This is a genomic window from Streptomyces subrutilus (assembly GCF_008704535.1).
Classification (GTDB): domain Bacteria; phylum Actinomycetota; class Actinomycetes; order Streptomycetales; family Streptomycetaceae; genus Streptomyces; species Streptomyces subrutilus.
This window is the reverse complement of record NZ_CP023701.1, coordinates 1,558,156-1,570,256: the sequence shown is the minus strand read 5'-3', so window position 1 is coordinate 1,570,256 and position 12,101 is coordinate 1,558,156. Positions and strand designations below refer to the sequence as shown.

Genomic DNA, 12,101 nt, shown 5'->3' with positions numbered 1-12,101 from the left:
ACGCGCGGAGAACGGAGACTTCTCGATGAGGGACCAGCCCGACGCCCCCGACGCCCCCGTGTCCGCGACCCCGTCGGCGACCCCCTCGACGGCCCCCGGCACCGGCCCGGACCCGCTCGCCCCGGCCCGCTCCGCCCCGCGCCCGCTCGGCGAGCACCGCCGGTGGCCGCGGTCCTTCGCCGACCGGCTCACCACCCCGCTCCCCGGCCTCCGCGCCTTCGCCCGCCTCGCCCGCGAGGGGGCCCTGCGGCCCGGCCCCGACGGGCTGCGCGGCATCCCCGACCTGCCGTACGCGCCCGCCCCGCTGCCCGTCACCGGCCCCGGCGCGCTCTGCGCCACCTGGGCCGGGCACGCCAGCTGGGTGCTGCGGGTCGGCGGCCTGACGGTCCTGACCGACCCGGTCTGGTCCCGGCGCATCCTCGGCACCCCGGCCCGGATGACGCCCGTCGGGGTGCCGTGGGCGCAACTGCCGCCGGTGGACGCGGTGGTGATCAGCCACAACCACTACGACCACCTCGACGCACCCACCCTCAAGCGGCTGCCCCGGCACACCCCCCTCTTCGTCCCGGCCGGCCTCGCCGGCTGGTTCCGCCGCCGCGGCTTCACCCTGGTGACCGAGCTGGACTGGTGGGAGTCGGCCGAACTCGGCGGCGTGCGCTTCGACTTCGTCCCCGCCCACCACTGGTCCAAGCGGTCCCTGCTCGACACCTGCCGGTCCCTGTGGGGTGGCTGGGTCCTCACCGAGGCCCCCGGACCGGCCCCGCGCAGCGTCTACTTCGCCGGGGACACCGGATACGGCCACTGGTTCCGCGAGATCGGCCGCCGCCACCCCGGCCTGGACCTCGCCCTGCTGCCCATCGGCGCCTACGCGCCGCGCTGGTGGCTGCGCGACGTCCACGCCGACCCCGAAGAAGCCGTACGGGCCTGCCTCGACCTCGGCGCCCGGCGGATGGCCCCCATGCACTGGGCCGCCTTCGTGCTCTCCGCCGAGCCCGTGACCGAACCCCTGCACCGGGTCAGGGCGGCCTGGGGCCGGGCCGGACTGGCCCGCGAGGACCTCTGGGACCTGCCCGTCGGCGGCTCGCGGACCCTGGGGCCTTGACGCCGTTTCGTAGACTCGCGGCGTGACCGATGCGAGCGACGTGACCGATGCGAGCGGCGTGAAGTGCACCCACTGCGGCGCGACCGACCTGGAACCGGGCTTCGTCGAGGACACCGGCGAGCACGCACGCGGTTACGCCCGCTGGATCCCCGGGCCGCTGGAGCGCGGCCTGTTCGGGGGTGCGAAGCGCATGGGCAAGCCCCGCCGGCAGATCGACGCCTACCGCTGCCCGCGCTGCGGCCACCTGGAGCTCTTCGCGACCGCCTACGTCTGAGCGTCAGCACGGCCGACGCGCGCACCGCGTGCGGTCCGGTCCTGCGGTCCGGTCCTGCGTCCCGACGGTCCGTCCCGACGGGACGACCGGTTCGGCACCGTTGTGCGCGCCCCGCGCCGCGGATACGCTCCGTTGGCTGTTCAAGATCATTCCTATGACCGACACCACAGGCGCCGGACCGCGGTCGGCGGCCGGTGCATCCGGGGGGCGCCATGGACGACACCGAGCTGATCCTCGCGGGCGTGGCACGGCAGGCCGAACTCGTGCGCACGGGCGCGGTGTCGGCCCGGCGGCTGGTCGAGGCCTCGCTCGCCCGCATCGAGCGGCTCGACCGGCACCTGGGCGCGTTCCGCGTCGTCCGCGCCGCGCAGGCCCTGGCCGAAGCGGACGCCCGGGACGCCGCCCGCGCCGCCGGAGCCCCGGCCGGCCCGCTGGAGGGCGTGCCGGTCGCCGTCAAGGACGAGCTGGACGTCACCGGGGAGGTCACCACCTTCGGCGGCGCCGCCAACCGCACCCCCGCCGCCCGGGACTCCGAGGCCGTGCGCAGACTGCGGGCGGCCGGAGCGGTGGTCGTCGGGAAGACGACCATGCCGGAGTTCGGGCAATGGCCGTTCACCGAGTCCGCGGCCTACGGATACACCCGCAATCCCTGGGACACCGCCCGCACCCCCGGCGGATCGAGCGGCGGCAGCGCCGCGGCCGTCGCGGCCGGCCTGGCCACGGCCGCGCTCGGCGGCGACGGCGGCGGCTCCCTGCGCATCCCGGCCGCCTGCTGCGGCCTGTTCGCCCTCAAACCGCAGCGGGGCCGCGTCTCCACCGCCCCGCACCCGCACCTGTGGCACGCCCTCGGGACCGTGGGACCGCTCACCCGGACGGTGCTGGACAGCGCCCTCCTGTACGACGTGCTCGCCGGCCCCGCCGCCGGCGACCGCTGGACCGCGCGGCCCACCCGGACGGGATTCGCCGAGGCGGCGCGCACCGAGCCCGGCCGGCTCCGCATCGGGTACTCGGCCAAGCCCGCGGCCCCCGGCGTGCGCCCGCACCCCGAGCACGTACGGGCCCTGCACGCGACCGTACGGGCCCTGCGCGAACTGGGTCACGACGTACGGCCCGTCGACCCCCGCTACCCCGACACCACGGCGGCGTTCGTCCCGCAGTTCGGCGGCGGGGTCCGGTTCGAGGCGGCCGGCACCGAGCGGCCCGACCTCGTCGAGCGGCGCACCCGCCAGACCCTGCTGCTCGCCCGGCTGACGCCCGAACCGGTCGTGGCCCGCGCGGTGCGGGCCGGGGAGCGGATGGCCGTGCGCGCCAACCAGGTCTTCCAGCGGATCGACCTGCTGCTCACCCCGACCGTCGCCGCACGGCCGGGCCCGGTCGGCGCGCTGGACGGGGCGGGAATGCTGCGCGCGGCGGTCCGCTCGCTGCCGATGATCGCGTACACGGCGCTGTGGAACGTCACCGGCAATCCGGCCGCGTCCGTCCCGGCCGGGTTCGGGAGCGACGGACTGCCGCTGGCCGTGCAACTGGTGGGCCGGGAGCACGACGAGACCACCGTGGTCCAGGTGGCCGCACAGCTCGAAGCCGTGCGGCCGTGGGCCGGCCGCCTGCCGGATCTCGCCCGTTGACGACGGCCGGCCGCGGACCTCAGCCGACGAGCTCGGCCTTGTTCATGGCCACGACGGAACCGTGCGACGCCGCCGCGCCCTGGATCCCGGCCCCCACCAGCACGGCGGCGGCGAGCAGTGCGAACAGACCGGCGGTGATACGACGAACGCGCATGGGACTTCCCCCCGTTGAAAGCGAACTGCGGTCCACAGCAGGGTAGGGCCGCCGCAGCGGCCCCCGCCAGCGGTCCGCCGCACTCCGGTCCGAGCCCCGCCCACCGGTCCGGCCCTACCCGGCCGTCTTCGTCCGCGCCCGCCTGGTCCGGGCCGTCTTCGCGGCCCACCGCCAGGCCGCCGGTCCCGCGCTCATCAGCAGGGTCAGGGCGACGGCCAGCGCCACGCCCTTCCACGGCTCCGAGAAGAGCGAGCCGCCCAGGATGCCGATCAGGCCGTAGGTGACCGCCCACGCGAGGCAGGCCGGGCCGTCGCCGCGGGCGAAGCGGCGCAGCGGCAGCTCCGCCAGCAGGCAGGCCAGCATCACCGGGACGCGGCCCGCCGGGACCAGCCGGGAGACCACGAGGACCAGCACCCCGTGCTCGTCGAGCTTGGTGCGGGCCTGCTCCAGCCGCTCCGGCGAGGCCCGGCGGCGCAGGGCCTCCAGCCAGCGCGAGCCGCCCCGCGAGTGCACCCCGCGCCGTCCCAGCCAGTACAGGGCGATGTCCCCGACGAACGCCGCGACCGCGGCCGCGCCGACGACCAGGGCCACCCCGAACGGCAGCGACTGCTGGTGGAAGGCGACCACCGCCGCCGTGCTCACCAGCGCCCCCGTGGGGATGACCGGCACCAGCGCGCCCAGGGCCACCAGGACGAACAGCGCCGGGTAGCCCAACGCCTGCCCGGCGGAGCCCGGCGCCACCTGGCCGGTGGTCGCCGCCGTCACGAGCTCCTGCCAGGTCACGGCAGCCGCACCCGTTCGCCGTGCCCGGGCACCCGTACGGTCACCTTCGGCGCCAGCCGGCGCGCCCAGCGCTCGAACTCCGCGCCCGGGGCGTGGAACTCGTGCGGCCGCACCGCGTCCATGCCGATCGGCCAGAACGTCCCGTAGTGGACCGGGACCGCGGCCGCCGGAGCCAGCTCGGCCAGGGCCCGCGCCGCCCGCCCCGCGTCCAGGTGCCCCGGCCCGAGGTACGGCCCCCAGCCGCCCACCGGCAGCAGGGCCACATCCACCGGCCCCACCTCCTCGGCCATCGTGTCGAACAGGCCGGTGTCCCCGGCGAAGTACGTGCGTGAGGCGCCCTCGACCACGTACCCGAGGGCCGGCACCCGCTGCGGGCCGTAGGGCAGCCGCCGCCCGTCGTGCCGGGCGGACACCGCCCGCACCCGCACCCCGGCGCGCACCGCGACCTCGTCGCCCGGACCCACCTCGGTCACCGCCAGCCCGCGCGACCCGGCGACCCGGGCCAGTCCCGGCACCGCGCCGCGCGCGCCGCGCGGCACCAGCAGCCGGGTGCCGGGCGCGAGCCGGGCCAGCGACGGCAGGTGGAGGTGGTCGGCGTGCAGGTGCGACACCAGCACCACGTCGGCCACCGCGGCCGCGTCCGGGGGCACCGCTCCGCGCCGCCGCCGCAGGTGCGCCAGGCGACGCCCGAACAACGGGTCCGTCAGCACCCGGACACCGGAGTCCTCGACCGTGCACGTGGCATGTCCCCACCAGGTGATCTCCGCCGGCACCGGCCCTCCCTCCCTCGAACGTCGTCCACGAGCCTAAACGGGAGCCGGCGGCCCCGGGCGCCACCGCCCGGGGCCGTCCGGCGCCGCTTGCATCCTGCCCCGGCGATCCGGACGGAACCGGAAGTCCACCCGCCCCTCCTCCCCGGCGCCGGATCGGAGTAGGGTCGGGCGCCATGGAAGAGCTGCGCGTGGCCGCGATCGCCAGCCTGGCCCCGCTCGAAGACCTGGACGCCGACCCCTTCGCCGTCGACACCCGGAGCCAGCAGGCCATGTGCGCCCGCTGGGCCGCGGACCGCGGCTACCGGGTGACGAGGCAGCTGTTCGTCTACGGGCTGCGGCCGGACCACTGCGGGCTCTGGTGCGACGTCGACGCCGGGACGGTCGACCTGTTCGTCGCCGCCAACGAGCGGGTGCTGGCCCGGGCGCTCCGCTCGGCCGGGGAGTTCGCCGACGCGTGCGCGCGGCGCGGCGTACGGCTGGAGCTCGCCGGGTACGAAGAGCCCCGGTACACCTCCGGGATGAAGGCGGAGGTGCACCGGCGGCTGTCGATGCCGACGGCCGGGTACGACGGCACCTGAGGTCCCGCCGCCGCACGCGCCGCAAACCGCTGCCGGAGCACGCCCCGCCCGGCCCGCCGCCCCGGTCGCCGGGTCGGCCCGCCCGCGCGGAGCGCGCTGTGCGAGCCTGGCCGTGCGGCCCCCCGAGCGGGCGGGCCGGAACGGTGAGGCGGGTGCGGCGTGGTGGCAGGACGGTGGCGGGCCGCGGGCGCCGCACTGGTGCGGGTGGTCCTCGTGTGGGCGGTGTCCACGCTGACGATGCTCGCCCTGGCCGGGATCCTGCCGGACTTCCGGCTGCGGTCCGGCGACAGCGACAGCATCACGCGGATCACCGTCACGGCCGCCTGGGGCGCCGGCGCCTTCGGCCTGCTCGGCGCCCTCGTGTGGCCCCTGGTCGTCCGGGCGCTGCTGCTCGTGCCCGCCCTGGTGCTCGGGCTGCTGGTCTTCTTCCTGAACGGCTCGCTGCTGCTGCTCGCGCTCCACCTGGTCCCCGACGGCGGCGGCGAGGTGGCCCCCGAGACCGCCGTGGTGGTGGCCGCGGTGATGTCGGCCGTGGCGTCCGCGACCTCCACCGCGCTCGCGGTGCGCGACGACGGCGCCTACCAGCGCCGGCTCTACCGGCTCGCCGACCGCCGCCGGCGCCGCCAGCGCAGGGCGGGCGCGCCCGGGGCCCCCGGGGCCGCGCCCGGGCTGGTCTTCCTCCAGCTCGACGGGGTCGGCCACGCGGTGCTGCGCGACGCCGCGGCCCGCGGACTGATGCCGGCCACCGCCGGCCTGCTGGCGGCCGGCCACCGGCTGGCGCCGTGGCGCACCGACTGGTCCAGCCAGACCGGCGCCAGCCAGCTCGGCATCCTGCACGGCTCCACCTTCGACGTGCCGGCCTTCCGCTGGTACGAGAAGGACACCGGCGAGGTCGTGGTCTGCAACCGCCCCACCAGCGCCGCCGAGCTCCAGCGCCGCGCGGTGCTGCGCACCGGGGACGGGGGCCTGCTCACGATGGACGGGGCCAGCCGCGGCAACCTCTTCAGCGGCGGCGCCGACCAGCTCGCGCTCGTCCTGTCGGTCTCCGCCCGCCGGGGCCCGGCCAACCGCTCCCGCGCCGGCTACTTCGCGTACTTCTCCGACCCTGCCAACGCCGTCCGCACCGCGCTCTCCTTCGTCGCCGAGGTGGGCCGCGAGATCCGCCAGTCGGTCCGCGCCCGGCTGCGCGGACAGGTTCCGCGGGTGGGCCGCGGCGGGCTGTACCCGCTGATCCGGGCCTTCGCGACGGTGGTCGAGCGGGACGTGGTGGTGGCGGCCGTGGTGGGCGACATGCTGGCCGGCCGCGCGTCGGTCTACGCCGACCTGGTCGCCTACGACGAGGTCGCCCACCACTCCGGCCCGCGCGGCCGCGACACCGAGCAGGTGCTGGCCCGACTGGACCGCAGCATCGCGCTGGTCTGCCGGGTCGCCGAGCACGCCCCGCGCACCTACCGGATCGTGCTGCTCTCCGACCACGGCCAGAGCCCCGGGGAGACCTTCCTCGGGCGGTACGGGCTCACGCTCAGGGACCTGGTCCGGGCGGGCTGCGGACTGCCGGTCCCGCGCCGGGCCGTGCGGACCCGCAGCGGCGCCGAGGCCCGGGCCGGCTTCCTGGCGGCGCTGCACCGGCCGGCGGAGGAGGACGAGGAGGCCCGGCCGAGGCCGGGCTCGGACCCGGTGGTGCTCGCGTCGGGGAACCTCGGGCTGATCTCGTTCCCCGACGTTCCCGGCCGGGCGACCCGGGAGGAGATCGAGCGGGCGCACCCGGCGCTGCTGGCGACGCTGGCGAACCACCCGGGCGTGGGCTTCCTGCTGGTGGACGGGGTGGTGCTGGGCCCGGGCGGGGCGACGGCCCGGCTCGACGTCCCGGGGGCGGCGGAGGAGCTGCTGGCCGTCTTCGGGCCGGGCGCGGCCGACGCCGTCCGGCGCACCGACTCCTTCCCGCACGTGGCCGACGTCATGGTGAACTCGGCGTACGACCCGGACACGGGCACCGTGCACGCCTTCGAGGAGCAGATCGGCTCCCACGGCGGCCTCGGCGGCGAGCAGGGCGAACCGTTCCTGATGTGGCCGGCCGAGCTGTCGGAGCCGGACGCTGACCTGGTGGGCGCGGAGGCGGTGCACGGCGTGCTGCGCCGGTGGGTACGGGAGGCGGACGGCCCGCAGGTGCCCCTCGGCCCGCGGCCGGGGGAGACGGGGGCGACCGCGACCGGGACGGCGACCGGAGCGGCGTCCGCGCCAGCGACCGGGGCGGTGCCCGCCGGGGGCGTCGCCGGGGCCGTGGAGGATCGGCGGCCGGAGGGCGAATCAGGCGGAACCTTTCCTTCCGTAGAGGGTCCCGTACGGGACGAAAACCGCTGATTTGGTGCGGCTCGGACGGTGGCCGACCATGGGGCGTCCTGCCCACCATGTGAGACGTTCCGAGGCGCGCCCCCGATGACCAGCACCGCAGCCCGACCCGCCGGGGCCGCCGCCCCCGACGTTCCCACCCCGGGAGCCCCCGCCGGCCCACCGGCCCCCGCCCCCGCGGACCCCGGCGCCGCCGGGCCCCGGGACCGGCACGCCCGGCGGTTCGGTCTGCCCGTCGCCACCTGCCTGGTCATGGGGAACATCGTCGGCGGCGGGATCTTCCTGCTCCCCGCCTCCGTCGCCCCCTTCGGCACCATCAGCCTCGTCGCCTTCGCCGTGCTCACCCTCGGCGCCGTCGCCCTCGCCCTCGTCTTCGGCCGCCTCGCCGCCCGCCTCCCGCAGACCGGCGGCCCGTACGTCTACGCCCGCGCCGCCTTCGGCGACTTCGCGGGCTTCCTCGCCGCCTGGAGCTACTGGATCACCACCTGGGTCTCCAACGCGGCCCTGGCGGTGGCCTCCGTCGGCTACCTCTCCGTGCTCTTCCCCGCCGTCGGCGCGCACCGGTGGTCCATGTGCCTGGCCGCGCTCGCCGTGCAGTGGCTCCCGGCGCTGGCCAACCTGGCCGGCACCCGGTACGTGGGCGCCGTCCAACTCGTCGCGACCGTACTGAAGTTCGCCCCGCTGCTGCTCGTCGCCGTGGGCGGGCTCTTCTTCTTCGACCCGGCCAACCTCGGCCCCTTCCGGGCCACCGACCAGAGCGCGGTCGGCGCCGTCTCCGCCTCGGCCGCGATCCTGCTCTTCAGCTACCTCGGCGTGGAGTCGGCCGCGGTCAGCGCCGGCGAGGTCCGCGACCCGGCCCGCAACGTCGGCCGCGCGACGATCCTCGGCACGGTCGGCGCCGCCACCGTCTACCTGCTGGGCACGCTGTCCGTCTTCGGCCTCGTCGCCCACGACACCCTGGTCTCCTCCCGGGCCCCCTTCACCGACGCCGTCGACGCGATGTTCGGCGGCACCTGGGGCGGCACCGCGGTCGCCTGCGCCGCCGTGGTCTCGATGGTGGGCGCCCTCAACGGCTGGACCCTGCTCAGCGCGCAGACCCCGTACGCGGCGGCCAGGGACGGACTCTTCCCGAAGCCCTTCGCGCGCAGGCGGCGCGGGGTACCGGTGGTCGGCGTCCTGGTCACCGTGGTCCTCGCCTCGGGGCTGACCGTGTACAACTACACCGCCGGATCCCGGGGCGTGTTCGAGGTCCTGGTGCTGGTCACCACCTTCACCGCGACGGTGCCCTACCTCCTGTCCACCGCCGCGCAGATCCACTTCCTGCTCACCGGCCGCGCCGAGCAGGTCCACCGCGGCCGGCTGGCCCGCGACGCCGCCCTCGCCTGCCTGGCCTTCGGCTTCTCGATGTGGCTGGTGGCGGGCTCCGGTTACGCCGCCGTCTACCAGGGCGTGCTGTTCCTCTTCGCCGGAGTCCTCTGCTACGCCGTGATGTCCGCACGGCGGCAGCGCGCGGCCGCCTGAGCGCACGGAACCCCGCGGAGCCGGACGGGCGCACGCCCGTCCGGCTCCGCGGGGTTCCGGCCTGCCGCTCCGGCCCGGGAGCCCGGTCTCGCGACCGGCCCGGGCCGCGGGCCCGCAGGCCCGCGGGCCGCCCTAGTCGAGGTAGTCGCGCAGCACCTGCGAACGCGACGGGTGGCGCAGCTTCGACATGGTCTTGGACTCGATCTGGCGGATGCGCTCACGGGTGACCCCGTACACGCGGCCGATCTCGTCCAGGGTCTTCGGCTGCCCGTCGTTGAGGCCGTAGCGCATGGAGACCACGCCCGCCTCGCGCTCGGAGAGCGTGCCCAGGATGGACTGGAGCTGCTCCTGGAGGAAGGTGAAGGAGACCGCGTCCGCGGGCACGACGGCCTCGGAGTCCTCGATGAGGTCGCCGAACTCGCTGTCGCCCTCCTCGCCGAGCGGGGTGTGCAGGGAGATCGGCTCGCGGCCGTACTTCTGGACCTCGATGACCTTCTCGGGGGTCATGTCGAGTTCCTTGCCCAGCTCCTCCGGGGTGGGCTCGCGGCCCAGGTCCTGGAGCATCTGGCGCTGCACGCGGGCGAGCTTGTTGATGATCTCGACCATGTGCACCGGGATGCGGATCGTGCGCGACTGGTCGGCCATGGCACGCGTGATCGCCTGCCGGATCCACCAGGTCGCGTACGTCGAGAACTTGAAGCCCTTGGTGTAGTCGAACTTCTCCACGGCGCGGATCAGGCCGACGTTGCCCTCCTGGATCAGGTCCAGGAAGAGCATGCCGCGGCCGGTGTAGCGCTTGGCGAGCGAGACCACGAGGCGGAGGTTGGCCTCCAGCAGGTGGTTCTTCGCGCGGCGCCCGTCCTCGACGAGGATCTCCAGCTCGCGCTTGAACGCGGGCTTGTGGTCCTCCTCCTCTTCGAGCTTGTACTCGGAGAAGAGGCCCGCCTCGATGCGCTTGGCGAGCTCGACCTCCTGCTCGGCGTTGAGCAGCGGCACCTTGCCGATGAGCTTCAGGTAGTCCTTGACCGGGTCGGCGGTGGCGCCGGCGACCATGACCGTCTGCGCCGGGGCGTCGTCCTCGTCGTCGTCGGAGAGCACGAAGCCCTGGGTGCCGCCGGCCTTGGGGGCCTCCTCCTCGGCCTCGTCGGCGAGGTCCTCCGCCGCCCAGTCCTCGCCGACGGCGGGGGTCTCGCCCTCGTCGGCGTCCTTGGCGCTGGTCTTCTTCGCCGCGGCGGTCTTCTTCACGGCGGTCTTCTTCACCGCGGTCTTCTTGACCGTGCGCTTCTTCGGCTCGGCGCCGGCCTCGGCCGCCACCTCGTCCTCCGCGCCGGCCGGCGAAGCGGATATCGCCGCGGCGGTGGCGGGAGCCGCGGTCTTGCGCGCGCCGATCGGGCGCGGCGGGGCCGCGGCCTTCTTGGTCACGGCGCGGGCCGGGGCGGCGGCAGCCTTGCGGGGCTTCTTGGCGGCAGCCTTGGTGGCGGGTGCCGCGCTGACGTGGAGGGCGACACCCTCCTCGTCCAGGACCTGGTTCAGGCTGCGCAGGACCCGCTTCCACTGGTCCACCGGGATGCGGCCGGCCTCGAAGGCCTGGCGCACGTCGTCACCGTTGATGTGACCCTGCTCGCGGCCGCGCTCGACGAGCGCGACGAGGGCCTCCGATTCGGCGATCTCCGGAGGGAACGTACGGGACGGGCTGAGCGACACAAGGAGCCTCTCGTTGCGAACAGATAAGGGGTGAGCGGGACATCATCGCGCGAACTCGGGAAACAGACCCGAGGGGGGTCTGTATTCCGGGGCCGCGCGAGGACACCTGTCGGTTCATCGCATGCCCGAGTCGATTCGTTACGCGCTGAATTGAGTGACCTGCGCCACGCTGTGGCCGCGCAACCCCTTCCGGGGTCGAACCGTCCGCCCCCGCCGTCAGTCCGTTTTGCGGGCTTCGATGAGGAATCGGGCGGTATGTGCGACGAAGGGACCGTCGTTTTCGATCTGTTCGTGCAGTTCCCGCAGCCGGTTCCGGTACTGCCCGACCGTGAAGCCGGGCACCATCCAGATCACCTTCCGGAGGAAGTAGACCACGGCTCCGATGTCGTGGAACTCCGTCCGCAGGCGCTCCGAGCGCAGGTCGACCACCTCAAGGCCCGCCGCGCCGGCCGCGGCGACCGCGTCGTCCGGGTGCCGGCCCCGCCGGACCTCCTCGGGCTGCGGGCCGAGGAAGTACTCGACGAGTTCGAAGACGCTGGCCGGGCCGACCTGCTGGGAGAAGTACCGCCCGCCCGGCGCCAGCACCCGCGCGATCTCCTCCCACCAGACGGTCACCGGGTGCCGGCTGACCACCAGCTCGAAGGCCCCGTCCCCGAACGGCAGCGGCGGCTCGTCGGCGTCGGCGACCACCGCTGCCCCCAGCGGGTGCAGCAGCCGGGTCGCCCGGTCGATGTTGGGCGGCCAGGACTCGGTGGCCACCGTCAGCGCGGGCAGCGGGGCGCAGCCGGCGAGGACCTCGCCGCCGCCGGTCTGGACGTCCAGCACCGACCGGACCCCGGTCAGCCGCTCCGCCAGCAGCCGCTGGTAGCCCCAGGAGGGGCGCTGCTCGGTGGCCCGGCCGTCGAGCCAGGAGAAGTCCCAGCCGTCCACGGAGACGGAGTCGGCCTCGGCGACAAGATGGTCGAAAGTGCGCGTCATGCACCGATCGTCGCAGGTCGGGCGCTGCCGCTCCACCCGATAGCCGCCCCCGGACCCCCGGGCGGGTCGACTACAGTGGACGCGGGCCGTGACTGGCGTTCGGGTGGATCACCACCGGGGAGCGGCCCGGCGCACCCCGCGTGCGCCGACAGCCGCGCGCCTGGGCGAACCGCTATCCGCAGCGACGTCCAGGAGCCCCCGTGACCACTTCCCCCCTTTCCGCCCAGAGCGCCGCCGACGCCCCCGCCGACGGCCGCACC

Annotated in this window: 11 protein-coding genes and 1 riboswitch; of the genes, 6 read left to right on the top strand and 5 right to left on the bottom strand. The window is 75.6% G+C overall.

All coding sequences use genetic code 11. The features are described from left to right. Positions 1 to 25 precede the first annotated feature (25 nt). The 3 genes from CP968_RS06825 to CP968_RS06815 all read left to right on the top strand — a co-directional run bounded on the left by CP968_RS06825 (position 26) and on the right by CP968_RS06815 (position 3,001). Complete coding sequence (locus CP968_RS06825) at positions 26 to 1,102, top strand: MBL fold metallo-hydrolase (RefSeq protein ID WP_150517137.1); 1,077 nt, start codon at positions 26 to 28, stop codon at positions 1,100 to 1,102. A gap of 58 nt (positions 1,103 to 1,160) precedes the next feature. Beyond that, positions 1,161 to 1,376 (top strand): hypothetical protein, encoded by a 216-nt coding sequence (locus tag CP968_RS06820; protein WP_189828860.1) that lies wholly within the window; start codon positions 1,161 to 1,163, stop codon positions 1,374 to 1,376. Positions 1,377 to 1,588: 212 nt separating this feature from the next. After that, entirely contained in the window at positions 1,589 to 3,001 is a 1,413-nt protein-coding gene (locus CP968_RS06815; RefSeq protein WP_150517136.1) for an amidase, read from the top strand. A gap of 19 nt (positions 3,002 to 3,020) precedes the next feature. Here CP968_RS06815 and CP968_RS35325 read toward each other — a convergent pair whose 3' ends face one another. The 3 genes from CP968_RS35325 to CP968_RS06805 all read right to left on the bottom strand — a co-directional run bounded on the left by CP968_RS35325 (position 3,021) and on the right by CP968_RS06805 (position 4,711). Continuing rightward, positions 3,021 to 3,155: a hypothetical protein gene (locus CP968_RS35325; protein ID WP_268253256.1), complete on the bottom strand. Its 135-nt coding sequence runs from the start codon at positions 3,153 to 3,155 to the stop codon at positions 3,021 to 3,023. 114 nt (positions 3,156 to 3,269) lie between these two features. Then, positions 3,270 to 3,938 (bottom strand): DedA family protein, encoded by a 669-nt coding sequence (locus tag CP968_RS06810; RefSeq protein ID WP_150517135.1) that lies wholly within the window; start codon positions 3,936 to 3,938, stop codon positions 3,270 to 3,272. Next, a complete protein-coding gene (locus CP968_RS06805) occupies positions 3,935 to 4,711 on the bottom strand; it encodes an MBL fold metallo-hydrolase (RefSeq protein WP_150517134.1) in 777 nt (258 codons plus the stop codon). Before CP968_RS06805 ends, CP968_RS06810 begins: the two co-directional genes overlap by 4 nt. Before the next feature lie 173 nt (positions 4,712 to 4,884). On the opposite strand from CP968_RS06805, the gene CP968_RS06800 reads away from it, so the two are divergent. From CP968_RS06800 to CP968_RS06790, 3 genes are all read left to right on the top strand, one after another. Next, positions 4,885 to 5,289, top strand: a complete 405-nt coding sequence (locus tag CP968_RS06800; protein WP_150517133.1) for a hypothetical protein — start codon at positions 4,885 to 4,887, stop codon at positions 5,287 to 5,289. Positions 5,290 to 5,448: 159 nt separating this feature from the next. Further along, the gene (locus CP968_RS06795; RefSeq protein WP_189828857.1) at positions 5,449 to 7,650 is read left to right on the top strand and encodes a phage holin family protein; all 2,202 of its coding nucleotides are present in this window, start codon (positions 5,449 to 5,451) and stop codon (positions 7,648 to 7,650) included. A gap of 75 nt (positions 7,651 to 7,725) precedes the next feature. Continuing rightward, entirely contained in the window at positions 7,726 to 9,159 is a 1,434-nt protein-coding gene (locus CP968_RS06790; RefSeq protein WP_150517132.1) for an amino acid permease, read from the top strand. 132 nt (positions 9,160 to 9,291) lie between these two features. On the opposite strand, the gene CP968_RS06785 is transcribed toward CP968_RS06790, so the two are convergent. Together CP968_RS06785 and CP968_RS06780 are read right to left on the bottom strand one after the other, a co-directional pair. Continuing rightward, positions 9,292 to 10,863 (bottom strand): RNA polymerase sigma factor, encoded by a 1,572-nt coding sequence (locus CP968_RS06785; RefSeq protein ID WP_150517131.1) that lies wholly within the window; start codon positions 10,861 to 10,863, stop codon positions 9,292 to 9,294. Between the two features lie 216 nt (positions 10,864 to 11,079). Further along, a complete protein-coding gene (locus CP968_RS06780; RefSeq protein WP_150517130.1) occupies positions 11,080 to 11,841 on the bottom strand; it encodes a class I SAM-dependent methyltransferase in 762 nt (253 codons plus the stop codon). A gap of 78 nt (positions 11,842 to 11,919) precedes the next feature. Beyond that, a riboswitch (ZMP/ZTP riboswitch) is annotated at positions 11,920 to 12,014 on the top strand. Positions 12,015 to 12,101: the final 87 nt, after the last annotated feature.

Coding starts and splice junctions, on each gene's coding strand:
- CP968_RS06825 (WP_150517137.1), top strand. CDS start 26: ATGAGGGACCAGCCCGACGCCCCCGACGCCCCCGTGTCCGCGACCCCG.
- CP968_RS06815 (WP_150517136.1), top strand. CDS start 1,589: ATGGACGACACCGAGCTGATCCTCGCGGGCGTGGCACGGCAGGCCGAA.
- CP968_RS35325 (WP_268253256.1), bottom strand. CDS start 3,155: ATGCGCGTTCGTCGTATCACCGCCGGTCTGTTCGCACTGCTCGCCGCC.
- CP968_RS06800 (WP_150517133.1), top strand. CDS start 4,885: ATGGAAGAGCTGCGCGTGGCCGCGATCGCCAGCCTGGCCCCGCTCGAA.
- CP968_RS06790 (WP_150517132.1), top strand. CDS start 7,726: ATGACCAGCACCGCAGCCCGACCCGCCGGGGCCGCCGCCCCCGACGTT.
- CP968_RS06780 (WP_150517130.1), bottom strand. CDS start 11,841: ATGACGCGCACTTTCGACCATCTTGTCGCCGAGGCCGACTCCGTCTCC.